The following is a 24282-nucleotide window of genomic DNA, read 5'->3' on the forward strand; positions in this document are numbered from 1 at the left end:
CATAACTCCCTTCAAAAGCAACTTCTGACTTATATAAATAACGTAAAGATCTAATCATATGTTGCTTGTATTATTTTGTAAAGGGATTACAGGGAAAATTTATATTTTTTTGCATAAAAAAAAGAGACCGTTTCCGGTCTCTTCTTTCTTTTACGTTACATCATAATGATGATGTGAATTAATTAAAATTCGAATTGCACGTCGCTCAGGCGGCGTTTAATTTCAGCAATAACACGTTTCTCTTCCTCTTCTCCTTTAGCTTCAAAGGTAACGGAGAAACGAACAAAGTTACCAGCATCATCCCAAGGCACCGAAGAGATCAGTTTTTCACGGATCAGGAACTGGGAGAAGTCTTCGCCTGATTCAAAGCGGCGGCCTCCGGCAATACCTTTTGGAGCTTCAACATAAAGGAAGAAGGAACCTTTAGGTTTCTCAGCCTGGAAGCCCAGCTCGTTCAGTGCAGCTACCAGCAGGTCGTGACGACGGGAATATTTCTCGGCGATTTTTTCCGTGATTTCCGGGTGGTTCAATCCATAGGCAGCAGCCTTCTGGATCGCGATGAACTGACCGGAGTCATTATTGTCTTTTACGTCGCTGAATGCTTTAACTACAAGCGGGTTACCTGCAACAAAACCAATTCTCCAGCCTGTCATGTTGTAAGACTTGGACAGGGAGTGCAATTCCACGCCCACATCCTTCGCACCAGGTACAGACAGGAAGCTGAACGGTTTTTTGCCGTCATATGTCAGTGCTGCGTAGGGAGCATCATGCACAACGACTACGCTGTATTTCTTCGCCCATTCAACCACTTCCGTAAAGAACTCCACGGTAGCACTCGCGCCCGTCGGGTTATTCGGGTAGTTCAGATAGAGCAACTTCGCACGTTTCGCAATATCTTCTGGAATAGCCGACAGATCTGGCAGGAAGTTGTTCTCCTTGGTCAACTGGATGTTGAACACTTCGCCACCCAGGTATTTGGTGTGTGTACCCATAACCGGATACCCTGGCACCGTCATAATCGTTACATCACCTGGATTGATGAAGCAAGAAGGCATCATCGCCAAAGCTGGCTTGGAGCCGATGGAATGCACGATTTCAGTTGATGGATCGATACCTTCAACATTAAATACATTTTTCAGGTAAGCAGCTGCCGCTTCCTTGAATTCAGGAATACCGTTATCCGCGTATCCACGGTTTTCTGGTTTGGAGGCTTGCTCCGCCAATGCAGCTACGATGCCTGCATCTGCCATCTCGTCTGGTTCACCTACGCCGAGGTCAATCAATTCTACATTTGGAAAATCTTTTTTAGCCGAAGCTTTAGCACGTTTGATTTTCTCGAATTTATAGATGTTGGTGTCTTTACCATAGTTGGAGCCGCCAATACGGTCGGCAAAATTAGTCTGAATGTACGTTTCCTGATATTTATCGATACTCATGATTTTGTTCATCTCCTCATTTGACGCAAATTTCTACACTTTAATATGAAGCATTTGCGCGTTCAAAACCATGGACAAATTATCCGAACATTTGTACTTTCTCGAGCTGTCAGCGGCTGCGCAAGGAGGCCAGAACATCTTCCATATCCTGCGGAAGCGGTGCTGTAAATTCAAGGTATTCTCCGGTCGTTGGATGTACAAAACCAAGAATCGCTGCATGCAAGGCCTGTCCCTGCATTTTGATCCCTTTGTTACGACCATACGTCGGATCTCCAACAAGCGGATGACCAATGAACTTCATGTGAACACGAATCTGGTGTGTACGCCCTGTCTCCAGTTTCAGTTCCAGCAATGTGTAGTCATTGATACGCTCTGTGACAGTAAAATGCGTGACCGCATGTTTACTGTTACGCTCTGTAACGGTGTACATTTTGCGATCATTGGTATCTCGACCAATCGGTGCATCAATCGTACCTTGATCATGGCTAAGATGCCCATGAACGAGTGCAATATATCTTCTATTCACACTATGCTCTTTGAGCTGAGCGGCCAGCGAGGCGTGAGCACGATCATTTTTGGCTGCCATGATTAGACCTGATGTGTCCTTATCAATCCGATGCACAATACCGGGACGCAGCTCGCCGTTAATGCCTGACAGATCTTTACAATGATACATCAGCGCATTAACAAGTGTTCCCGACGTATGTCCTGGTGCTGGATGAACAACAAGGCCGCGCTGTTTGTTAATAACGATCAAATCGCTATCCTCATATACCACTTCAAGTGGAATATCTTCAGCAATAATCTCGACAGTCGTTGGCTCAGGGATCAGAAGCTCTACCAGATCGCCTTGAGATAATTTGGCGTTAGCTTTGACTTTAGCCCCGTTCACCGTTACGAATCCGTCTCCAATCCACAATTGAACTTGGGAGCGCGATACGTTATCCATGGATTCTGTAATATATTTGTCAATTCGTTCTTTATTATGTTCAGCGGCAACCGTCCATTCCATACGATCATTGCCATTCAAGAGTTCATCATCATACGTTGACGTGTCTCCGTTAGTCTGTTCTTCATTTTGCGATTTACTCATGATGTTCATTCCCTTCGACCTTTGCGGCTGCTTTCTCGCGCCGTCCTTCAAGCAATGTTTCCACAATAATCAGTACCACACCGATACAGATCGCCGAGTCGGCTATGTTGAAAATGGGAAACGTATAGCTACCAAAATTAAGCTGGATAAAATCGACAACTTCTCCGGTCAAAGCCCGATCCAGGAAGTTCCCGATAGCTCCCCCAAGCACCAAACTAAGCGCTACGGGCAGCAATTTGTGAGGAGTATCTTTTACCTTTTGCAAATACCAAACCAAAGCCACCACGACAACCAGTGTAACCACGATAAAGAACCAGCGTTGATCCTGTAAAATACCAAAAGCTGCACCTGAGTTACGATGTGATGTGATGACAAAGAAGTTGCCAATCACCGGAATTTCATCTCTAAGTTCCATCCGGGTTGCAATTAGGAACTTTGTTCCCTGATCGATTAAAAATACGATAAAAGCGAGGATATAATACACCACGTTTGTTTGTCACTCCGTTCTTGTCTTTTCCAAACGATACCAGGCTTTACGCCAGACTTGTTCATTGTAGCACAGCTGTTTGGAAATCGTCCACGACGCGGTTAGCCGCAGCCCGGATGGCAAAAACGATAACATTTCCCTTCTGTAATTCTGCACGAAATGGCACATCCTACAACAGAGTCAAAATCCGGAGTCCATACGGAACAGAAAGGGGAAAATGATGTCACATTTCACTGCCAAACAACTGCAATCGTTACGTTCCCAATTGATAACCGAAAAGCGTGATATTGAACATAGACTGGAGCAGAACGAACATTATGGTCTTGGTGACTCCATGAAGCTTCAGACAGGCGAATTATCACCGATTGACAACCATCCGGGTGATGTAGCTACCGAGATGTATGATCGCGAAAAGGATATTTCCCTGTTGGAGCATGATGAATTTCAACTGGAGCGCATCGACTCTGCCCTGCATTCCATCGAAGAAGGTCATTATGGAACTTGCGCCGTGTGTCAGCAACCTATCCCCTATGAACGCATGCAGGCTGTTCCTTACACCAAATACTGCAAAAAGCATCAACCGGAAACCGTTGTCTCCGAAAATCGCCCTGTCGAGGAAGAATTCCTCGCCCCTGCCTTTGGCCGCACAAGTCTGGATGAACGTGATGACCAGAACGGCTTCGACGGTGAAGACGCATGGCAGATTGTTGAAAGTTGGGGCACCTCCAATACTCCGGCCATGGCTGAGGGACGGGACATCGACAGTTACGACGTTATGGCGATTGAAGCCTCTGACGAAGTGGAGGGCTGCGTTGAGGCATATGAGAGCTTTGTCGCAACCGATATCTACGGTCATGACGTTTCCATCGTACGCAATCGGCAATATCGACAGTATCTGGAGAACCGTGAAGGCGATGGCCTGTTAGAACCGGATATCGAATCAGACGACTCGTATTAAACCTGCAGGTAACCTAATAAGTGTTTAATTCCAGCTGTCGCTGCACAATCCGTACAATATCTGCGATGTAATCACCCACGATGGGCAGATTAAGCGCACCTAGCACTTGTAACACGTAAATGATCGTTGCTGCAAAAAAAGTAAAACCGATGGCGATCCCCACGCCCCTTGCGGCGCCAGACAACAGATTAAGTCCGATCAGCTTCCATGGCCGGTTCAATAATTCCGTATACTGTGCGATTCGTGAACGTTCGAGTTCATTGGCGAGCCGGTTAGTGAGCTTGTGAAGTTCTTCAATCTTGTCCTCCGCATTTTTGGAATGCGTTGTGGATTCTGAATTTGATGGCGATTGGGTATCCTGTTCGTTCATAATTTACTCAGTTCCTTTGATGTATATAGAATGTCTGCACAATAGAAATCATTGCCCATTTGCTGAAAAACCAAACGAGCCAGGACACAGGATTGTTCTCCTGCATCTGAGGCTCGTTGGCATGTCTGTCTCTATATACTGTCCTATTTGAAATAGAGTTACTCTGTCCCCGTTAAAGTCAGACAAAGCAATCCTTTCTTCAGGAACGCCTTACGTGAGAATTAGAGAATTACTGTATTACCCCTCGATATATACACCGATGGCTTTACCTCCGGCTTCAATACGTTGCATCGAATCATTCGTACCGAAGGTCACTTCGGTAACGAGCACATTCTCACGCAGCACATGATCGAAGGCCTGAATCGCTTCTTGTAAAGCAGCGTCCACATCCAGCGTCAAACGTACTCTTTTCTCAATCGGCAGATCCAGCTTCTTCCGTGTGTCTTGAACTGCACGAATGACTTCGCGGACCCAGCCTTCCTGTTCGAGTTCTGTTGTGATCTCCGTATTGAGGGCTACCGTCAGACCATAGCCGGATGCCGAGGCAAAACCGGATTTGGCTTGTTTCTCCACCAGCAGTTCTTCACCCGTCACTTGCAGCTCTTCACCTTCCGGAGAAACGACGTTCAGAAGATTTTCTGTCACTACTTTACGCGTCTCGTCTGCTGACATTCCCTTGAAGAAGTTCTGCAGGAAGCCTACGTTTTTACCGTATTTTTTACCCGCTACTTTCAGGTTCAGCTTCAAAGTGAAATCAACGAAATCTGCATCATCATGCTCGGTACGAATCGTTTTGACATTGATCTCATCCTTGATGATCTCTTCATAACTTGCCAGATCGAAGCCTTTATCCAGAGAAACGATCAGTTCGGACAACGGTTGACGTGTCTTGATTCCTGTTTCGTTACGGACATTACGGGCAAGTTCCACGATTCGGCGTGCTGTCTCCATATCCTGCTCCAGATTCAAGTCAATCAGCGTTTCATTGGCAGCCGGATAATCATCCATATGCACACTCTCACCAGTAGTCAGGTTCAGATAGATATCTTCTGCAAGCATTGGTGTGAATGGAGCCACGAGCTTGGCAGTAGTCACCAGCACCTCGGTAAGTGTACGGTAAGCGTCCAGTTTGTCTTCTGTCAATCCGCTGCCCCAGAAACGGTCACGGGAACGACGGATGTACCAGTTACTGAGCTCATCTACAAACGCTTCAATGGCTTTGGAAGAGTTCAGATAGTCGTTAACAGCCAGCGCTTTTTCTACAACGAGAATCAGGCTGTTCAGTCTTGACAAAATCCAGCGGTCCAGATTGTGTGAAGACAATTTGAACGGATGCTCCTGTGGATCAAATCCATCAATCGTAGCATACAGCGTCAGGAATGCATGGGTGTTAACCAGCGTATCCACCATTTTGGATTTCGCTTCGCCCACGATGCCTTTGGAGAAACGTTTGCTGTTCCATGGTGCGCTGTCAGACAGCAAAGCCCACCGGAATGCATCTGTACCGTATTCTTCAATAACTTCCCAAGGATCGATAACGTTACCTTTGGATTTCGACATCTTCTGTCCGTTCTCATCGAGAACGTGGCCTGTTGCCATAACCGCTTTGTAAGGTGCTTTGCCTGTCAAAAGTGTAGATACAGCCAGCAAGCTGTAGAACCAGCCGCGCGTCTGGTCAATTCCTTCACAGATCATGTCTGCCGGATATTGCTGTTCAAATATTTCTTTATTTTCAAATGGATAGTGCTGCTGGGCAAACGGCATGGAGCCGCTGTCGAACCAGACATCGATCACTTCCGGAGTACGTTTCATTTCATATTTACCACAAGAGCTCATGACTTTGACGTCATCTACATAGGGCTTATGCAGCTCCAGATTCTCAGGCACGTCGCCAATGGCACGAGCACGCAGTTCAGCGATGCTATGCGGAGCAAATTGTTCACCCGTCTCTTCACATACCCAGATGTTCAGTGGCGTTCCCCAATAACGGTCACGGCTGATATTCCAGTCCACGAGATCTTCAAGGAACTTCCCGAAACGCCCATCACGGACGTGGCCCGGGTACCAGTCTACTTCACTGTTATTGGCGATCAGCTGATCCTTGATTGCTGTTGTTTGGATAAACCAGCTGTCCATTGCATAGTACAGAAGTGGTGTATCACAACGCCAGCAGAATGGGTAGCTGTGCTCATATTTTTCTTTGCTGAACAAACGCCCTTTTTCCGACAGGTATCTTACGATATCAATATCGCAATCCTTAACAAAACGTCCGGCAAAATCAGTTACCTGCGGCACAAACTTGCCTTCCAAGTCCACCATATTCACAAAGCTGATGCCATTCTCACGACATACACGATAGTCATCTTCACCATGTGCAGGTGCCATGTGTACAATCCCTGTACCACTTGCATCAGTTACAAAGCCTGCGCCCAGGATGATGTTTGCTTTCTCAGCCTGCACGTAGTTGAACGGAGGATCATACGTTTTGCCAACCAGGTCAGAACCTTTCAGGGCACCGATGACTTCATATTCACCTTTGGCGTCCTTCATGACTTTCTCAACAAGATTAGTCGCCATGATATATACTTCGTTGTCCTGACGAACGCGGGAGTAGTCCATATCCGGGTTCACGGCAAGCGCAACATGTGAAGGCAATGTCCAAGGCGTTGTTGTCCAGGCAAGCACGAATTCGCCGCTGTCATCCAGCTTGAATTTGGCTGTAGCACTGAGGTCTTTCACGTCTTTGTACCCTTGCGCTACCTCATGGGAGCTAAGTGTAGTCTGACAAGACGGACAGTACGGACTCACACGGTGACCACGATACAGCAGACCCTTTTCATGAATCGTCGCCAGAATGTTCCACACACTTTCGATGTAATTGTTGTCGAGTGTGATATACGGATTATTCATGTCTGTCCAGTAACCAATACCTTCGGTCAGATCGCGCCATTGTTGTTCGTATTCGAACACGCTCGCTTTACATTCGTTAATGAATTTCTCTACGCCATAATCTTCGATTTCCCACTTGTGGGAGATGCCCAGCTTTTTCTGAACACCCAATTCTACAGGCAGACCATGTGTATCCCAGCCTGCTTTACGAACAACGCGGTAACCTTTCATCGTGTTATAACGTCCCACGAAATCCTTGATTACTCGGCCCAGTACGTGACCGATATGCGGTTTACCGTTGGCTGTAGGCGGTCCCTCGTAAAATACAAAGTTTGGCTTGCCTTCGCGGTTTTCGATGGATCTTTTGAATGTATTCTCCGTTTTCCATTTGTTTAACACGCGTAGTTCTCTGGCGCGTGCTTTCTCTTTGACGTCAACTCGTTGCATGATAATCATCTTCCCTTTCTTTGGTTAAATTGTGGACCGTCCACAAAAAGCGTTTCAATCCCCCTAAATCCCCCTTACCAAGGGGGACCCCATAGGCGCTCCGCCCTCTGGACACCCGGAATGGGTTGTCTTTGGCGGGCACTGCGGCGGCGTTGGCGAGGGTGTGTATGGTTGAGTCGGCCCTCTTGCGGCTGTCCCCTTCGGGAACGCCGCAGGGCCTTACCGCGAGAAGGGAGTTGCCGCACGCTTCGCTCCTCCGGCGGTTGGCTCTCTCCTTGAGGTCCCTTCGGGCCTCATGTACGTTCGCCTTAGCGAAACCCGGTGCCGGACGCTTCGCTCCTCCGGCGGCGTGCTCTCTCCTTGAGGTCCCTTCGGGCCTCATGTACGTTCGCCTTAGCGAAACCCGGTGCCGGGCGCTTCGCTCCTCCGGCGCTGGGCTCTCTCCTTGAGGTCCTTCGGGCCTCATGCACGTTCGCTTGGCGGAAACCCGGGGCCGGACGCTTCGCTCCTCCGGCGGCGGGCTCTCTCCTTGAGGTCCTTCGGGCCTCATGTACGTTCGCTGCTTTTTTTGGACACAAAAAAACCTCATCCCTGGAAAGGGACGAGGTTATGCTCGCGTTACCACCCTAATTCTGTTCATCACAAACCACATCCAATGTAAATTGGGTATGCTCTGTCATCAACAGCGCTTATGCCCCGCTTAACTACAGCAGGGTGCCGATATAACGTTCGGCTCACGGTTTCGCTTACACACGGCCAATCCTTCACCGCTTCAGCGTCACTTCTCCGGGGAGATATTCGGCTATAACTCATCCATTGGCTTGCACCAGACGCCAACTCTCTGAGGGATGAGATCATAACGTACTGAACCCGTCATGGAATCACTATTCATTATGAATATAGTTATAGCCTCTTTACAGGCAAAAGTCAACCAGGCGGATAGACTAATAAATTTCCTTCATTTCCCGCTCACGGTCACGGACTTCCTGCTCCCGGCTCTCCAGCGCTTCCCAACCATCCTGAGTCAACAATTCAAGCTGTGCTTCCACAAGTGTACGGAAACGGGCACGATAGATGGACGCCTGCTTTTTCAGCTCTTCGACTTCCAAAGCAATTTTGCGTGATTTAGACAAAGATTCGTTTACGATCCGGTCCGCATTTTTCTCGGCTTCCTTCACGATCAACTGTGCTTCTTTTTTCGCATTGTTCTTCACATCATCCGCAGCTTCCTGCGCAATGATGATCGTTTTGCTCAGCGTCTCTTCAATCGTTGCAAAATGATCAAGCTTCTCTTGAACGGACAGCAACTGATTGCTCAGCTCTTTGTTTTCGCGAATGACGCCTTCGTAATCTTTGATGACTTGATCCAGGAATTCATTGACCTCATCCTCGTCATACCCGCGCAAGCGTCGGGAAAATTCCTTGTTGTGTATGTCCAGCGGCGTTAATGGCATGCTGTCCACCTCCTGTTAAAGTTCCTTCCCGGACTGAGAAGGTTTGCAGCATATGGGTTCCACCCAAGGGGCCGTATTTGTGATGCCCAATCCTGGCAAGAATACGGAATGCAGGATCAGACTTTGATCCTTTGGCGGTCATATCAACCTTTGCACTTTAATGTATATCGGAAACACCGAATGTTTTTTGCACCTTTACCTTAAACATTTCGACAAGAAAGCGGGTTTTCCTGCAACACACTTAGGCAAATTTGCCGATTTTTACGCGGCAGCGTCCCTTTTTGGTCAACCCATCCTGTTCCATCACCTTGAATCGACCAAATCCTTGAATGGATACCACATCTCCCGCCTTCAGCGCTTTGGACGGATCTTCCTCCACCTTCCAATTCACACGACAGCGGCCAGCCTTGATCGGAACGAGAACTTTACTGCGACTAAGCCGATACACATCTGCACAGATGCCATCCAAACGCAGGGAAGCCACAGTAATGTCCATCGTCTCCAGTTTGCTCTCGGACCATTTCAGCTGATCCAGTGCCAACAGCTCCGTAAACACATGTACCCGGTGCACCTGATTCAGTTGAAGCGATAAAAAAGCGCCGGTTTCCGACGCCACCACCGTATGGCACCCGTCCTCCAGCACTTGAATATCACCGATCTTGCCACGCTTCATGCCAAGCCCGAGCAGGGCACCCATATAGTCCCCATGCTCCAGCTCTTTGATTTTCTGATCGTCAGACGTAATGCTCATCACCTGCATACCCATATCTTCATCGTCCAGATATCGATAATCCGGTGCAATCAGCGCACGCTTACGTTCAGCTGCTTCATAACCACCATCCAGACGAATCTGTACATCATCTCGACGGTTCACAAGTGTTTGTAAAATAAAGACCTGTCTGGGATCAAGAAAGTCAGTTAGCTTTATGTCATGATACTTACTTGCCCGTTCAACCCAGTCTGAGGCTTTATCCACAAAATCCCGCTCATCATGACTAAAATGCTCGTAAATTTCACCGCTCATCTATGTTCACCCTACCTTAATAAACAAAGTATCGGAGGATGGAGATCAGCCCATTAAGCGCAAGTTGAAGAACGATCAGCGCCACAATCGGTGAAATATCCAACACACCGAACAAAGGCGGAATAAATCGGCGGAAAGGTCTTAAATATGGTTCCACAAACTTACCTAGCCATTCACCGATGAAGCTCTCCCGTGCGTTGGGAAGCCATGACATCAATATGTAGACAATGACCATGTAAAAGTAAATCTGGTATAACGTGTACAACACGCTTTCAATCTGATACAAAAGTGGCTCACCTCATTCTGTTATAATCTTGCTCGCTGTCAGCCAGTATTTCCGTAATTGAACCCTGAATTTCAACCGTGTCTGGCGTACAGAGAAAAATGTTGCCGCCAATTTTTGAAATACCGCCGCCCAGTGCATACACTGTGCCACTCAAGAAATCAATGACGCGCAGTGCCTGATCCTGACGCACCCTCTGCAGGTTAACGACAACGGTACGATGGGAGCGCAGATGATCAGCAATCTCCTGTGCTTCGTCATAAGAACGCGGTTCATAAAGGACGACTTTAACATTTTTCTGGGAATGAATGCTCACCACATTATTACCCCTTTGGTTTCTACGTTTATCGAGACTTGAGGTTTCAGCTTCCTGTTGATCAGGATCATGTTCCTCTTGTGCCGCCATACGCTCACGTTCCACAATCTCTTCCTCTTCCTGAAGTCCGAGGAAATTCATAAACTTATTCATTACGCCCATTGCGAACCCTCCTCTTTTCCTACGAGAATCGATCCAAGCCGAACCCAGGTTGCCCCTTCTTCAATCGCCACTTCAAAATCATTGGACATGCCCATCGACAACTCGGTCAATGGCTCCGCTGTCAAAGCTTGTCCATTCAAATGGTCTCTAAGCTCACGCAGTCCGCGGAATACGGGACGTGTAAGCTCCGGATCTTCCTCATGGGGTGCCATGGTCATCAGGCCGATGACCTTCAGGTTGTTGAACGAACTGATTTCGCGCAAAAAGGAACTCGCCTGTTCAGGCTGCAAGCCAAACTTGCTCTCTTCACCCGAAATATTCACCTGCAATAGTGTTTCCACCTGGATGCCAAGAGACGCCGCCTTTTTATCCAACTCCTTGGCCAGGGACAAACGATCCAGTGAATGTATGTAACGGAATTTACCGATGACGTCCTTCACCTTATTCGTCTGTAAATGACCGATAAAATGCCAGGTTCCCTGCTGACCGAATGCTTCCCATTTCGCTTGTGCATCCTGCCAGCGGTTCTCGCCAATATGCTCAAGACCGTGGTCCAGCACAGCTCCCGTTGTTTCAAGTGAGACGTATTTCGTGACAGCAATCACATTCACATCTTCACGTTGACGGCCACTGCGCTGACACGCTGCTTCGATCTTCTGATTTACCAGTTGTATACGCTCCTCCAATGACACAGAGGGTCACCTCTCTTCCAGCCCAATCCAGCTCGCCATTCTCCCGGTAATGCCATTTTCTTTACGATAAGAGAAAAATAGCTCGGGATTGCAGCTTGTACACCAAGTTGTACATTCGATATGATCCGGCAATATTCCTGCTTTCATCATAATGTGTCGATTGCATTCTTTCAAGTTTAACATCGTTTTGCCATTTCCGGCAGGTCGATATACTGAATTAGATGCAGAGTTCTTGTATTCATCATTACCTGAGGAGTGGTCCAGCCAAACCCGTACATGCTGCATAACCGCTTCATCCACTTCATAACAGCAATCCCCAATGGAGGGACCTATTGCAGCATGGATATCCTGTCTGCGACTTCCATATTCCTGCTCCATCTTTTCGACCATTGATTCGGCTATACCAGCAACTGTACCTTTCCATCCGGCATGAGCAAGCCCCACCGCTTGTTGTACGGGGTCATAGAAATAAAGGGGTACACAATCTGCATAAAAGGAAGTCAGCAGCACACCAGGTACATTAGTGACTAACCCATCCGTATCCTGTAACGCAGACTGTCGATCCAGCAAACCTTTACCCCGATCTTCAGCCGTGATTACAGCGACATGTTTACCATGTACCTGTTCTCCACATGTCCAGGATTCCAAAGGGAAACCCAGCTTTTCAGCCACAAGTTTGCGATTATTCAGCACGTCAGCCGGATCATCACCCACATGATAGGCACAGTTGAGACTGGCGTAAGGTGTGCTTCCGACACCACCCTGCCTTGTCGTAAAACCGGCTTTCATATGCTTAAACTGCAATTTCCACGGCTCTACATATAGTAACAACGGGTCAGGACCCTCATTTGAGTTCTGGCTTCCCGACCGTATTTCCTTATCCAAAATAAACGGTTCCATCTTCTCACCTCACAACTTCCAGTGTACCAAATGAACCCCGTTCTGTCTCGGTTATATCGTTCGGCGCTGGTTCCGATCCAACCGTTCAATACGTTCCACCCGGTCCATCCGGCCGTTCTGTTCGTCATACAAGCGGGCTTCACGGTCACGCTCATCGTAGTTATTTTCCTTTATTTCATCCATTTTAACCAAAATCACATCCGAACCGATCTTCACAATGTTTCTCCAAGGGATGACCAGATCCGTTCCACCGCCGAACAGCCCCATAAAACGACTGTAACCTGGCACAACAATTGCCTCAATTCGTCCCTGCTTCAGATCCAGCTCCAAATCGCTAATCTGACCCAGACGTTTGCCATCCGTAATGTTAATTACATCTTTGGTTTGAAAATCCGAAATTTTCATCCCGCTACCCACTGGTTCACCTGTACTCACTTTCATTTGCTCCCGCCCCCCGATTCATCCGCTTCTGCCCGTTCTCCGCTTCTATACAATATATGTTTCATACGCGAAAAATGTCCTCTTTTTCGAACGAAAGGCAAGGGAACAATTCATAATGCCTCTGATGTCGAAATCAAAAAAACAAAAAGGCGATCAAAGGAATATCTTTACCCTTTGATCGCCTTCTGGCTAACCCCTTGTTACGACTTCACATGTTTCTGCATTTGTTGTATCGCTGATTTCTCCAGACGGGATACCTGCGCCTGGGAAATGCCAATTTCATCAGCCACTTCCATCTGGGTTTTCCCTTCGAAAAACCGCATCGACAGAATCATTTTCTCCCTTTGACCGAGACGGTGCATCGCTTCACGCAGTGCAATTTCCTCAATCCAGGACACATCCTTGTTTTTGTCATCACTGATCTGATCCATCACATAGATCGGATCTCCACCATCATGATAGATCGGTTCGAAGAGTGAAACCGGGTCTTGAATGGCATCCAATGCAAAAACCACATCTTCCTTCGGCACATTCAGTACCTCAGAAATTTCGAATATCGTCGGTTCACGGGAATTTTTATTCGTCAGGCTGTCACGCACCTGAAGTGCTTTATAAGCAATGTCCCGCAAGGAACGAGATACCCGAATGGGGTTATTATCGCGCAAGTATCGACGGATTTCACCGATAATCATCGGCACCGCGTAGGTTGAAAATTTGACATTCTGGGATAAATCAAAATTATCAATGGCTTTCATCAGGCCGATACATCCAACCTGGAACAGATCATCGACAAACTCTCCCCGATTGTTAAAGCGCTGAATGACACTGAGCACCAGGCGCAGGTTGCCATTCACTAATTTCTCTCTTGCTGAGCGATCATGGTGTTGCTGTAGGGAATGAAACAATTCCCGCATTTCTATGTTGGTGAGGACAGGCAATTTTGCGGTGTCCACGCCACAAATCTCGACTTTGTTTCGGGTCATCGTGACTTACCTCCCAAGGAGAAACATTAATGTACATTATCTCCGGGGCAGGCTATTTTATTCGCACTTGGCATCCTTGCCATTAATACCCATTATAGAAAATGCTCCTGTTCAGACCATCTTGTTGAACTCCTTGCGGAGTCTTTTAATGATTCTTTTTTCGAGACGAGAGATATAGGATTGGGAGATTCCAAGCAGATCGGCGACATCTTTTTGTGTCTTTTCTTCCCCATCCGTCAAGCCAAAGCGAAGCTCCATAATCATTCGCTCCCGCTCGGTTAATTTTTCCAATGCTTTATGCAAAAGCTTCCGGTCTACCTGTTCTTCGATATTCCGATAGATTGTATCGTTCTCCGTACCGAGTACATCCGATAATAATAGTTCATTTCCATCCCAATCAATATTGAGTGGTTCATCAAAAGAAACTTCTGTACGAATTTTACTGTTACGTCTCAGGTACATCAAAATTTCATTTTCGATACAACGGGAAGCATAGGTGGCCAGCTTAATTTTCTTTTCCGGGTCAAACGTATTAACGGCTTTAATTAACCCGATCGCACCGATGGAGACCAGATCCTCGATATTGATACCTGTATTTTCGAATTTGCGTGCAATGTATACCACCAGTCGAAGGTTCCGTTCAATCAGCATGGCACGGATCGCGGAATCCCCTGAAGACAACTTTTGCAACAAAAATTCTTCTTCTTCACGTGTTAAGGGGGGCGGTAGCGCCTCACTGCCTCCGATATAATAAATCTCTTCACTTTTCAAACCAAGCAGAAATAATAAACGATAGTACTGCAGCTGCGCCACCAGTTTCCATTTTACAAGCATGTACGTTCCTCCTATACCACATTCAGCGGCTTTTCTGTTGCTCCCGCAGAGATAGCCGTAGACTGCGCAGAAGCAGCGTCTTGCACAAGCTCAGGGTGAATCACGGCCTGGTATTTTCCATCGGATGACAGTACGCCCCCGTCCAACCCTATTAATACTTTTGTCGTATCAAAACACATCTCATCCATCGTTACCTTCACCCGGTCTGGCTTCATCGCCAGCATAAACGCAGTTCCTTTGTTAATGCCTCGATAAGGTACCAGCCTTAAACGATCCTGCCAGTGAAAATCCTCCTGATCGAGCTCCATGATAAGGTTGTCCGGCGCCTCATCCTTCAACCTGCCCTTCCATGCAGCAGGCAGCATGTCTTGCCATAATGATACCTCCATTACCATGACGGGCATTCGTGAAAGGGGGTCTGTGAGTTGATTTCCTGTATCCAGAAGGCCTGTACAAGAAATAGTCACCTCGTCAATAAAAACCTCCACTTTACCCAAGTACGTTGTCATTCGGTCTGTTTTTCGTTTGGAGCTCTGCACAGCTTTGAATAGAAAAAGCACGGCAAAAAAGACGACAAACGTGAACCAGAAGGCAATTTTCAAATCAAAAGACATTCCACCCGATGCCGTAAACCAAATGCCGTTAAACAATTCCCCAGAGCTCTGCAGCATGTAGTGAACACCCAGAATTCCCCCTGCGGCGACAAAATTGATTACATAGAAGGTGCCCAAGGTCCTCATAAATGCCTGAAGACCCTTAAACCCAAATGCAATACTCAGCATCACCAGAGACAATCCAAACTTGATCAAAAAGGTGAACATAAAATCAAACTCCGGTACAAAAATCATGACGACATACAGCGCACCCACGATTGCGGACAGCAACCATCGCCACCAGACCAACTTCGTTTTGCGCATCCAGGCCGTCAGTCCGATGAGTGCACCGTCAATACACAGGTTCGTCAAAAAAATAAGATCCACATATACAATCACATTCTTCACCTGCCTGCGCGCAGCATATCGAAATAACGTTATCCCGATATTCATGAGCATATTCACAAGTATAAGGAGCTCACTTTTCAAAGTCTGTCTAATCATGGGGGGAGCGTTCCAACTTTTTTTGTCGGAATTGCTCAGACCCGTTGTTCAGAATTTGTTCAATACAATGTGATAGGATAATAAAAAAACAAAAAGACCCGGTACTCCTATCAGGAGTACCGGGTCTTCATTGAAATCTATTGGAGTATTAATCGTTGTTATTATTGCGTGAGCGATTGCGTAAAAATGTCGGAATATCCAGCTGATCATTGCTCGGCTGATTTCCGAACGGACGCAGATTCGGCGAACGGTTATCCGCAGGCTCACTTGCTGGAGCCGGTTTACGTCCTGGTGGTGGGGAAGCAGGTTTATCTTCAAAGCCAGTCGCAATGACCGTCACTTTGATTTCCTCCTTCAGATCCTCATCAATGATGGCACCAAAGATCATGTTCACTTCCGGATCGGAAGCTGACGTAACGATCTCAGCTGCTTCATTGACTTCATACAGGGACAGGTTAATGCCGCCCGTAATGTTCATGATGACACCACGTGCACCTTCGATGGAAGTTTCCAGCAAAGGACTCATGATGGCTTTGCGTGCCGCTTCTGCTGCACGGTTCTCGCCAGTCGATTCACCGATACCCATTAGCGCAGATCCACGCTCATGCATGATCGTTTTGACGTCTGCAAAGTCAAGGTTGATCAGACCCGGTACAGCGATCAAGTCAGAGATACCTTGTACGGCTTGACGAAGTACATTATCTGCTTGACGGAATGCTTCAAGCATTGGGGTCTTTTTGTCTACAATCTCAAGCAAACGATCATTTGGAATGACGATTAGCGTGTCCACTTTTTCCTTGAGAGCTTCAATACCTTGCTCTGCATGGCTGGAACGTTTACGTCCTTCAAATGTGAACGGGCGAGTAACTACACCCACGGTAAGTGCGCCGCACTCTTTGGCAATTTCGGCAATAACCGGAGCTGCACCTGTACCTGTACCGCCGCCCATACCTGCTGTAACAAATACCATGTCTGCACCTTTCAAGGTGTTCATGATCAAATCACGGGATTCTTCCGCTGCTTTTTTACCTACATCCGGGTTGGCCCCTGCACCAAGACCACGGGTTAATTTATCACCGATTTGCAACTTGTGCTCGGATTTCGCCAGGTGTAGTGCCTGTGCATCCGTATTCACCGTAATAAATTCAACACCTTGTACACCATTTTCAATCATTCGGTTGACTGCATTGCTTCCGCCGCCGCCTACACCGATGACTTTAATTTGAGCCAAGCTCTCCATCTCGAAATCAAATTCCAACATATTATTCCATCTCCCCCTCAATGTGCATGGATGGCCCGTCCAATTTGTGATTGAACCGAATCAATTTCATATATCGACGAACGAAAGCGTTTATTTTAGAACCAGCGCATTCAAACGGCTTCAGAATTGTATGAAATGGATTCAACCTTTTATATAAATTCGCTGAACATATTTTTCAGCCGTTCGAACAGACCTGGTTTCTGCTCCGATTCCTGAGCCGGATTCGGCTTAGGACGGTTGGTCGGTTTTTTGTTGTTATTATTATTGTTGTTGTTTCCACCGCCGTTGTTGATCGAGGGACGAATACGCAAACTGCGGATTACACTGTGCAAAATGCCGACTCCGCTCGTAAAGCCAGGGTCACGTACACCGATATAATCCGGCACCGCGACTCGTACCGAAGCAGCAAGCTCATGCTGAGCGACCTGCAGGACACCCGGCATAGAGACCGTACCTCCCGTTAGTATATAACCTCCAGGAAGATCATTGTAACCAAGACGCTTCACTTCTTGAGAAATCATCTGGAATATTTCCTGAACCCTCGGTTCGATAATAGCCGCCAGATCCTCTTGAGAGAATTCCTTGTCTACGTTGCTACCGATCCGTGTTACTTTGAACATGACGTCCGCAGCAGCATCATCCAGCCATGCGCAGCCATATTTCAGTTTAACCTTTTCGGCTTGATCTGTTAATGTGCGCAGACCATAGGCAATGTCATTCGTTACGAACTCCCCGCCGATAGGCAGCGTTGAAGTGGCAACGAGACTGTCTTCTTCGAAGATGGCAATGGTTGTAGCCCCGGCTCCGATATCAACAAGCACGGAACCCATCGTTTTTTCATCCTTGGACAATGCCAGCTGACCTGCTCCAAGTGACATGAGTACCAAATCACTTACTTTCAGACCCGCTTTTTCCACGCAGCGCAAAAGATTATGTATCGCGGTTTTTGCACCCGTAATGATGGTCGCCTCCACTTCCAGACGAACACCAATCATACCACGGGGGTCCTGTATGCCTTCCAAGCCATCAACAACGTACTGCTTGGCTACAACATCAATAATTTCCCGTTCCGGTGGAACCGCAATTACTTCGGCTGCTTTCAACACCCGCTCCATGTCTTCTTCTCCGATTTCACGATCCTCGTTAGATACTGCCACGACGCCGTGACTGCTCATCAGTCCGATATGATTTCCCGAGATTCCAACATATACTTCGGATATTTGAATACCCACCATACGTTCTGCATGATCCACTGCATTGCGGATCGATTGCACCGTCTGATCGATATCTACGATTACACCTTTGCGAATTCCCTCCGAGTCGGCAGATCCAACTCCAATAATATTAAAGGTTCCATTATTCATTTCCCCAATAATAGCGCGAATTTTGGATGTACCGATGTCCAAACTAACAATGATGTCATTGTTGCTCAAGTCTGTGGCACCTCCTGACTCCAAATAGTAAAATACGTTCGGGTTTAAACACTCTTAAAACATATTCAACACACTTAAGGCTTTCCCTCTTTTTTCTACAATTTTTTTGGGTGCCAAGATCTGGTTGCGAGACATAAAACCTTGAAGAAAAAAGAAGGAGGCAACTCAGGTGCCATAAGTTCAAGTGTATCATTTTTTCTTCGTCTCAGAAAGAACAACTTTCTCTGGATATAAGGGGCTAAACCCCGATCCCGCCTGGTTTTGAATAATGCTCAACCGAATAAAGGCGGAAATCAGGGAGTTGCTCCTGGCTCAGCATCTTCTTCAGGGTTATCCGGAATGAAAGGCACGTACGTATCGGCCTCCAGCATCGTGATTTTCCCTGGACGTTCGGTCTCAATGACCTGATTGAGATACTCTACTTTATCGGACAATAGAGAAACGGTTGTAATCACTTCAAACTGTGACTTGGTATACATCCGAATCTGATCCGGGAATGAAGGTGTAGGATTCGGAATAATCTCCGATATATCCGTCGTTAGTTCATTCGGAATCTTGGCCAACACTTCACTCAGCTTTGCCTTGAGCGGATCATCCGCCTTCCATTGGGTCAGAATCGGTTTCTCAACCGCAACTCCAATGGTAGCAGGAACCGTTAAGCTTGTCCCGCTTGCCAGTATGGCTTTTAGCGTACCGTCAGAACCAAGTTCATACGCAACCGTTGGATATTCCTGCACCTTGATAAGAATAGTGCCGGGGAATTGTTTATCCACAGTTACGGTTGATATAGCCTTGATCGTTTTCAGTCGCTCAATCACATCAGCAGAGGTTGTCCCAAAAAACTGTTCGCCCTCCTTCAGACCGCTTTTCTCCAGCAGCTCCGAAGTTGTTGTGTATACATTACCCGTAATCTCAATTGCCGAAATCCGACTCATCGAAGAACGAAAAAAAAGTACAGCAAGTAATACAATAAAAAGAAATAAGAGAATAAAAACAATTTTACGGCTTGTGTTTCGTTTGGGCCGATTCTGCTTCAGAACCGGAATTTGACTTTTAGGCATAGGTCGCGCTCCACAAAGCCTTCGGCCCCCTTCCCTTAAGAAGGGGACTCAAAGGACGTTAATTGGCAAAATCCAGCTGCTTCGAAACGGGGGACTGTCGCTCAACCGAAGCTCCAAGGCTCTGAAAGAGCTTCTCGATACGATCATACCCTCTATCAATATGATGCACTTGCTCCACAACCGTTTTTCCCTGGGCAGCAAGGCCAGCAATGACTAGTGCTGCACCTGCACGCAGATCGGTTGCTTCCACTGTAGCCCCGTACAAACGGGGAACGCCACGGATAAATGCTGCATTCATGTCAACCGAAATATCGGCTCCCATGACATTCAGCTCATCCACATGTTTGAACCGACCCTCGAATACTGTTTCCTTCATCACACTGAAACCGTCTGCCAGACTGAGCAGCACCATAATCTGAGACTGTAGGTCTGTTGGAAATGAAGGATACGGAGAAGTCACAATGCGGTCTACTGATTTGGGACGGCTCATACAACTCACCGTCATTATATCATTGCAGACTGTGATTTGAACACCAGTACGCTTCAACACATGTATAAGGGAAGTAAGATGGGCCGGATTGCAGTGTGTAAGCGTTACATTCCCTCTCGTTGCTGCGGCTGCAATCATCACCGTTCCTGCAACGATCCGATCAGGTATAATTTCATAAGAGCAAGGCTTGAGTTTCTCCACACCATTAATGGTAATCGTGTCCGTTCCAGCACCGATAATTCGTGCACCCATTGCATTCAGAAAATGTTGCAGATCCTGTATCTCTGGTTCTCTGGCTGCATTAAATATTGTAGTTGTACCTTCAGCCGTAACAGCAGCCATCATAATATTTTCTGTGGCTCCTACACTTGGGAAGTCCAGATGAATGTCTGTACCCACCAGCTTGCGCCCGCGGCATATGATCTGCTGATCCAGTTCTTCAATCGAAGCTCCGAGCGCCTCCAGGCCCCGAAGGTGAAGATCAATTTTACGTTCCCCAATGGCACAGCCACCTGGCTGGTACACGGATACTTGCCCAAACTTAGCCAGCAATGGACCCATCAAAAAAATGGAAGAACGCATCTGCTTCATGAGATCCTCAGGCACATCATATGACCGGATGGACGACGTATCAATCGTCACTGTTCCCTGTTCATGCCGACACGTGCATCCAAGTCGTTCCAGGATATACAGCATCACTTCAATGTCCAGCAAGTGTGGAACGTTATGCAGCGTAACTTCTCCGTCTGCCAACAAACTTGCGGCCATGATCGGTAAAGCGGCATTTTTTGCTCCATGGATGCGTATGGATCCTGAGAGGGGTTTCCCGCCTTCAATCACCAATTTGTCCAATGTATCACCTCCGGGGTTTACCGTTCACCCACTACGAAGACTTCCGGTACCAGGTTAATACCGTTTTGAGATGATATAGTGTTCTGAATCTGCTGCATTAGGGTGATAACGTCCTCTGCTGTTGCTTGGCCTGTATTGACAATGAAATTGGCATGCATGGTGGATACCTGTGCACCTCCCTGTGTCATACCCTTTAACCCCGCTGCTTCAATCAGGCGGGCGGCATGATCACCAGGTGGATTCCGGAACACGCTGCCAGCACACGCCATCTGCAGTGGCTGTGTACGGCGTCTACGGTCTTTATAAGCCGCCATCGATTCCGAAATGACTTTGCGTTCTCCTTGCTGGAGTGCAAATGTAGCTTCCAGCACGATGCCTCTCCGGTCATGCAGAACAGAGTGGCGATAGGCAAATTCCATGTCCTCCTTGCTGTAACGTACCAATTCCCCTGTCTCCAGTACAATCTCAGCGGATTGAAATATCCGTGACACATCCGATCCATGGGCACCAGCATTCATATATACGGCTCCGCCGACCGTTCCGGGGATGCCGCTGCCAAATTCCAAACCGGTCCACTCTTTCTTTGCAGCAACAACGCTGAGTTTAACAAAGGAATGTGCTGCTCCGGCGGTTACCCCGCCCTCGTGAAACTCGGCATAATCAAAGCCTTCTCCCGGTTTCACGACAACTCCACGTATTCCCTTGTCAGCGACCAGCATGTTTGAACCCCGTCCAAGCTGCATCCATGGGATCTGATGCTTGTGCAGCAATTGGATGAGATTGACCATCTGCTCCTTGTTTTCCGGTATGATCAGCGCATCTGCAGGACCGCCGATCTTCCATGTGGTGTATTTGGCTAGCGGCTCGTTTTCAAGAACTTTGCCGACATTGTTCTGGGATAGTAACGATATCCACTGCTGCATATTAACATCCTCCTTTACTTCAAAACCGATGAGCACTGCAGTTTTCGTTGCTGCAGGCCGTGTTGCGGCGCCATGGAACGATTGTCACGATTTATAGGGTATCTTATGTCAGTCCCGCCGTGTGTGTGACAATCGCCCAAAACGCACTTTAACGCCCTACAGCAAGACGCCGAATCTCGCTCACAAGCACCTCGGCTGCATCAGGTTTCCCCAGTTTCCGGGAGGCTTCAGCCATCCTTTTACGAGCCGCTTCGTCATTCATAATTCCAGCAATCGCTTGATATAGCGCCTGGCCTGTCAGATCCTTCTCCAGCATCGTAAGGGATGCACCGCCACCCTCAAGTGTACGAGCATTCGCCTCCTGATGATTATTCGTCACGTTAGGTGACGGAATCAGGATAGATGGAATACCGAGAGATGTAATCTCGGCAAGGAATGATGCCCCTGCACGATTTACGATCAGCGACGTGCATGCAAGAACCTCAGGCATGTTGTGTACGTAAGGCAGCACATGCAGATGATTTGGCATCGTTCCAAGGGAACTGCGGATCGCTTCACGCGTTTCATCAAAATAAGAATCACCAGTCACGTAGACCACGTGCACATCTTCAAGCTTGGCCAGCATCGGTGCCATATCCACCATGGCTTTATTAATGGCTTTCGCACCACGGCTGCCACCAACCACAAGAACTACTCGGCTGTCCATGGGCACACCCAATGTCGCAAATCCACGATCGCGGCTGGCTTGAGCTACCGTTGTAGCTCTTGGATTACCGGTATACACGACTTTTTTGGCTCCAGAGAATGCTTTCTCCGAACCCTCAAAACTAACCGCTACCGTATCTACATACCGGGTAAGGAACTTGTTCGTTAACCCGGGAATGGCATTCTGCTCATGAATAACGCTTGGAATACCAAGTTTGGCTGCTGCATATACAACAGGCCCACACACATAGCCCCCCGTACCGATGACAACATCGGGTTTGAATTCCTTGAGCATTTTCTTGGCTTTGCGCACACCTTGCAGAAATCTCATCACAGTCTTCACGTTGTCAAAGGACAATTTCCGGCGAAAACCTGTAATATCAATCGATTGAAACGGAATATTCTCTTGTGGCACCAGTTTGCTTTCCAGTCCACGGGTACCACCAATATATAAAAATGTCGAGTCGGGGTTCTCCGCCTCACATTGTCTTGCTATAGCAACGGCCGGATAAATATGTCCACCGGTACCGCCACCGCTTAGAACGACTCGCATCGTACATTCACCTCGCATAACGGGATAAGTTCAATAATATGCCTAACGCTGTCAACATCAAGGTCAGAGATGAACCACCATAACTGATGAGTGGGAGTGTAATCCCCGTAACCGGCATAAGCCCAATCACGACGCCAATGTTGATAATGACCTGCACAGCCACCATACCCACAATGCCTACGCCCAGAAGGCTGCCAAAAGCATCCGGTACCGTCATCGCTACGCGCATCCCTCTCCACACCAGGACCAGGAACAGCAATAATACAATCATTCCACCAATGAAGCCAAGCTCTTCTGCCAAAATGGAAAAAATAAAATCTGTTTGCGGCTCGGGTACGTAGCTGTATTTTTGTCGACTCATACCCAGCCCCAAGCCTGCAAGTCCTCCCGGGCCGATCGCATATAAAGATTGAATAATTTGATATCCGGCACCAAGCGGATCAGACCACGGGTCCAAAAAAGCCGTTATTCGCTGCAATCTGTAAGGAGCTGCCGCAATCAACGCGGCAAATCCCGCTACACCGCCTAGAGCAAGAAGCAAGAGATGCTTCATCCGTGCTCCTGCTGTGAAAATAATCAGCATTGATGCACCCAGCATTACTGTGCCTGTCCCTAAATCGGGCTGAAGCATAATAATGCCAAAGGCCAAACCAATCAAGCCGAGCGGTGGCAGAAGCCCCGTCGTGAACGTTTTGATTTTGCCGGGTTCCTTGCTTAACCAGTGAGCCAGAAACAGGATCATGCCCAGTTTCATGAATTCTGAAGGTTGTATGCCGAATGAGCCAATACCCAACCAGCTTCGTGCCCCTCCACGAACCACTCCGATGCCAGGAATCAGCACCGCAATCAGCATGATAAAACAGGCGATCAGTATAGGCTTGGCATACTTTCTCCAGACCCGGTAGTCCACATTTGCCGTAACAAACATGGCAGCAAGTCCAAGTCCGGCGAACAGCAGCTGTCTTTTGACAAAGTAAAATGAATCACCGTAGTCATGAAAAGCAAGCACCGAGCCCGCACTGTATACCATAATAATGCCGATGGCAAGCAATGCCAGAATACAAATTAGGAGCCAGAGATCCGGCGCCGGTCGCGTCTGTTTCATCAGGAGGCCACCCCTTGCATGGAAGTAGGGGCT

General features: G+C 47.6%; 24 protein-coding genes and 1 other annotated feature. Of the genes, 1 reads left to right on the plus strand and 23 read right to left on the minus strand.

What is annotated here, in order from left to right; translation table 11 throughout:
* Positions 1 to 182 precede the first annotated feature (182 nt).
* The 4 genes from BMY78_RS18095 to BMY78_RS32905 form a co-directional block, all read right to left on the minus strand.
* Positions 183 to 1436 carry an LL-diaminopimelate aminotransferase gene (locus tag BMY78_RS18095; protein ID WP_090901458.1) on the minus strand — a complete coding sequence of 418 codons (1254 nt, stop codon included), beginning with the start codon at positions 1434 to 1436 and terminating at the stop codon, positions 183 to 185.
* Positions 1437 to 1545: 109 nt separating this feature from the next.
* Complete coding sequence (locus BMY78_RS18100; RefSeq protein WP_090901461.1) at positions 1546 to 2529, minus strand: RluA family pseudouridine synthase; 984 nt, start codon at positions 2527 to 2529, stop codon at positions 1546 to 1548.
* Positions 2522 to 3016 (minus strand): signal peptidase II, encoded by a 495-nt coding sequence (lspA, locus tag BMY78_RS18105; protein WP_090901464.1) that lies wholly within the window; start codon positions 3014 to 3016, stop codon positions 2522 to 2524. Before lspA ends, BMY78_RS18100 begins: the two co-directional genes overlap by 8 nt.
* Before the next feature lie 9 nt (positions 3017 to 3025).
* On the minus strand, positions 3026 to 3172 hold the full coding sequence (locus BMY78_RS32905) for a hypothetical protein (RefSeq protein ID WP_177185771.1): 147 nt from the start codon (positions 3170 to 3172) through the stop codon (positions 3026 to 3028).
* Between the two features lie 64 nt (positions 3173 to 3236).
* Here BMY78_RS32905 and BMY78_RS18110 point away from each other — a divergent pair, with 64 nt between their 5' ends.
* Positions 3237 to 3974, plus strand: coding sequence for a TraR/DksA C4-type zinc finger protein (locus tag BMY78_RS18110; protein WP_090901468.1), 738 nt, complete (start codon positions 3237 to 3239; stop codon positions 3972 to 3974).
* Positions 3975 to 3987: 13 nt separating this feature from the next.
* Here the strand turns inward: BMY78_RS18110 and BMY78_RS18115 are convergent, their stop codons facing one another.
* The 19 genes from BMY78_RS18115 to spoVE all read right to left on the minus strand — a co-directional run bounded on the left by BMY78_RS18115 (position 3988) and on the right by spoVE (position 24249).
* Positions 3988 to 4344, minus strand: coding sequence for a DUF5665 domain-containing protein (locus tag BMY78_RS18115; RefSeq protein ID WP_063567857.1), 357 nt, complete (start codon positions 4342 to 4344; stop codon positions 3988 to 3990).
* Between the two features lie 237 nt (positions 4345 to 4581).
* Positions 4582 to 7680 carry an isoleucine--tRNA ligase gene (gene ileS, locus BMY78_RS18120; RefSeq protein ID WP_090901471.1) on the minus strand — a complete coding sequence of 1033 codons (3099 nt, stop codon included), beginning with the start codon at positions 7678 to 7680 and terminating at the stop codon, positions 4582 to 4584.
* Between the two features lie 594 nt (positions 7681 to 8274).
* Positions 8275 to 8566, minus strand: a binding site (T-box leader).
* A 58-nt stretch (positions 8567 to 8624) separates the two neighbouring features.
* Positions 8625 to 9134: a DivIVA domain-containing protein gene (locus BMY78_RS18130; protein ID WP_063566974.1), complete on the minus strand. Its 510-nt coding sequence runs from the start codon at positions 9132 to 9134 to the stop codon at positions 8625 to 8627.
* A 241-nt stretch (positions 9135 to 9375) separates the two neighbouring features.
* A complete protein-coding gene (locus BMY78_RS18135; RefSeq protein ID WP_090901477.1) occupies positions 9376 to 10158 on the minus strand; it encodes a YlmH family RNA-binding protein in 783 nt (260 codons plus the stop codon).
* A 16-nt stretch (positions 10159 to 10174) separates the two neighbouring features.
* Positions 10175 to 10444, minus strand: a complete 270-nt coding sequence (locus tag BMY78_RS18140; RefSeq protein WP_301290087.1) for a YggT family protein — start codon at positions 10442 to 10444, stop codon at positions 10175 to 10177.
* A 7-nt stretch (positions 10445 to 10451) separates the two neighbouring features.
* Positions 10452 to 10919, minus strand: a complete 468-nt coding sequence (locus tag BMY78_RS18145; protein WP_063566976.1) for a cell division protein SepF — start codon at positions 10917 to 10919, stop codon at positions 10452 to 10454.
* Positions 10910 to 11611, minus strand: coding sequence for a YggS family pyridoxal phosphate-dependent enzyme (locus BMY78_RS18150; protein WP_090901480.1), 702 nt, complete (start codon positions 11609 to 11611; stop codon positions 10910 to 10912). The genes BMY78_RS18145 and BMY78_RS18150 overlap by 10 nt, the downstream gene beginning before the upstream one ends.
* A 6-nt stretch (positions 11612 to 11617) precedes the next feature.
* Positions 11618 to 12511 (minus strand): peptidoglycan editing factor PgeF, encoded by an 894-nt coding sequence (gene pgeF / locus BMY78_RS18155; RefSeq protein ID WP_090901483.1) that lies wholly within the window; start codon positions 12509 to 12511, stop codon positions 11618 to 11620.
* Between the two features lie 51 nt (positions 12512 to 12562).
* Positions 12563 to 12952 (minus strand): YlmC/YmxH family sporulation protein, encoded by a 390-nt coding sequence (locus BMY78_RS18160; protein WP_371129143.1) that lies wholly within the window; start codon positions 12950 to 12952, stop codon positions 12563 to 12565.
* Positions 12953 to 13152: 200 nt separating this feature from the next.
* Complete coding sequence (gene sigG / locus BMY78_RS18165) at positions 13153 to 13935, minus strand: RNA polymerase sporulation sigma factor SigG (RefSeq protein ID WP_063566979.1); 783 nt, start codon at positions 13933 to 13935, stop codon at positions 13153 to 13155.
* A gap of 111 nt (positions 13936 to 14046) precedes the next feature.
* The gene (gene sigE, locus BMY78_RS18170; protein ID WP_017687308.1) at positions 14047 to 14769 is read right to left on the minus strand and encodes an RNA polymerase sporulation sigma factor SigE; all 723 of its coding nucleotides are present in this window, start codon (positions 14767 to 14769) and stop codon (positions 14047 to 14049) included.
* An 11-nt stretch (positions 14770 to 14780) separates the two neighbouring features.
* A complete protein-coding gene (spoIIGA, locus tag BMY78_RS18175) occupies positions 14781 to 15761 on the minus strand; it encodes a sigma-E processing peptidase SpoIIGA (RefSeq protein ID WP_090902586.1) in 981 nt (326 codons plus the stop codon).
* 253 nt (positions 15762 to 16014) lie between these two features.
* Positions 16015 to 17127 carry a cell division protein FtsZ gene (gene ftsZ / locus BMY78_RS18180; protein WP_063566980.1) on the minus strand — a complete coding sequence of 371 codons (1113 nt, stop codon included), beginning with the start codon at positions 17125 to 17127 and terminating at the stop codon, positions 16015 to 16017.
* Between the two features lie 149 nt (positions 17128 to 17276).
* Positions 17277 to 18560 (minus strand): cell division protein FtsA, encoded by a 1284-nt coding sequence (ftsA, locus tag BMY78_RS18185; RefSeq protein WP_090901486.1) that lies wholly within the window; start codon positions 18558 to 18560, stop codon positions 17277 to 17279.
* Between the two features lie 293 nt (positions 18561 to 18853).
* Positions 18854 to 19621, minus strand: a complete 768-nt coding sequence (locus tag BMY78_RS18190; protein ID WP_090901489.1) for a cell division protein FtsQ/DivIB — start codon at positions 19619 to 19621, stop codon at positions 18854 to 18856.
* A gap of 58 nt (positions 19622 to 19679) precedes the next feature.
* Positions 19680 to 20963, minus strand: a complete 1284-nt coding sequence (gene murA, locus BMY78_RS18195) for a UDP-N-acetylglucosamine 1-carboxyvinyltransferase (protein ID WP_090901491.1) — start codon at positions 20961 to 20963, stop codon at positions 19680 to 19682.
* Positions 20964 to 20980: 17 nt separating this feature from the next.
* Positions 20981 to 21886: a UDP-N-acetylmuramate dehydrogenase gene (murB, locus tag BMY78_RS18200; protein WP_090901494.1), complete on the minus strand. Its 906-nt coding sequence runs from the start codon at positions 21884 to 21886 to the stop codon at positions 20981 to 20983.
* Positions 21887 to 22034: 148 nt separating this feature from the next.
* Entirely contained in the window at positions 22035 to 23144 is a 1110-nt protein-coding gene (gene murG / locus BMY78_RS18205) for an undecaprenyldiphospho-muramoylpentapeptide beta-N-acetylglucosaminyltransferase (protein ID WP_090901497.1), read from the minus strand.
* Positions 23145 to 23151: 7 nt separating this feature from the next.
* Positions 23152 to 24249: a stage V sporulation protein E gene (gene spoVE / locus BMY78_RS18210; protein WP_090901499.1), complete on the minus strand. Its 1098-nt coding sequence runs from the start codon at positions 24247 to 24249 to the stop codon at positions 23152 to 23154.
* Positions 24250 to 24282: the final 33 nt, after the last annotated feature.

Source organism: Paenibacillus sp. OK076 (assembly GCF_900110055.1).
Taxonomy (GTDB): Bacteria; Bacillota; Bacilli; order Paenibacillales; family Paenibacillaceae; genus Paenibacillus.

Excerpts from the sequence above, each read along its gene's own strand:
- BMY78_RS18145 (WP_063566976.1), bottom strand. The coding sequence starts at position 10,919 with ATGGGCGTAATGAATAAGTTTATGAATTTCCTCGGACTTCAGGAAGAG.
- ileS (WP_090901471.1), bottom strand. The coding sequence starts at position 7,680 with ATGCAACGAGTTGACGTCAAAGAGAAAGCACGCGCCAGAGAACTACGC.
- BMY78_RS18115 (WP_063567857.1), bottom strand. The coding sequence starts at position 4,344 with ATGAACGAACAGGATACCCAATCGCCATCAAATTCAGAATCCACAACG.
- BMY78_RS18110 (WP_090901468.1), top strand. The coding sequence starts at position 3,237 with ATGTCACATTTCACTGCCAAACAACTGCAATCGTTACGTTCCCAATTG.
- BMY78_RS18135 (WP_090901477.1), bottom strand. The coding sequence starts at position 10,158 with ATGAGCGGTGAAATTTACGAGCATTTTAGTCATGATGAGCGGGATTTT.
- sigE (WP_017687308.1), bottom strand. The coding sequence starts at position 14,769 with ATGCTTGTAAAATGGAAACTGGTGGCGCAGCTGCAGTACTATCGTTTA.
- ftsZ (WP_063566980.1), bottom strand. The coding sequence starts at position 17,127 with ATGTTGGAATTTGATTTCGAGATGGAGAGCTTGGCTCAAATTAAAGTC.
- BMY78_RS18190 (WP_090901489.1), bottom strand. The coding sequence starts at position 19,621 with ATGCCTAAAAGTCAAATTCCGGTTCTGAAGCAGAATCGGCCCAAACGA.
- BMY78_RS18095 (WP_090901458.1), bottom strand. The coding sequence starts at position 1,436 with ATGAGTATCGATAAATATCAGGAAACGTACATTCAGACTAATTTTGCC.
- sigG (WP_063566979.1), bottom strand. The coding sequence starts at position 13,935 with ATGACCCGAAACAAAGTCGAGATTTGTGGCGTGGACACCGCAAAATTG.
- BMY78_RS18130 (WP_063566974.1), bottom strand. The coding sequence starts at position 9,134 with ATGCCATTAACGCCGCTGGACATACACAACAAGGAATTTTCCCGACGC.
- murB (WP_090901494.1), bottom strand. The coding sequence starts at position 21,886 with ATGCAGCAGTGGATATCGTTACTATCCCAGAACAATGTCGGCAAAGTT.
- BMY78_RS18160 (WP_371129143.1), bottom strand. The coding sequence starts at position 12,952 with ATGAAAGTGAGTACAGGTGAACCAGTGGGTAGCGGGATGAAAATTTCG.
- BMY78_RS18100 (WP_090901461.1), bottom strand. The coding sequence starts at position 2,529 with ATGAGTAAATCGCAAAATGAAGAACAGACTAACGGAGACACGTCAACG.
- pgeF (WP_090901483.1), bottom strand. The coding sequence starts at position 12,511 with ATGGAACCGTTTATTTTGGATAAGGAAATACGGTCGGGAAGCCAGAAC.
- murG (WP_090901497.1), bottom strand. The coding sequence starts at position 23,144 with ATGCGAGTCGTTCTAAGCGGTGGCGGTACCGGTGGACATATTTATCCG.
- spoVE (WP_090901499.1), bottom strand. The coding sequence starts at position 24,249 with ATGAAACAGACGCGACCGGCGCCGGATCTCTGGCTCCTAATTTGTATT.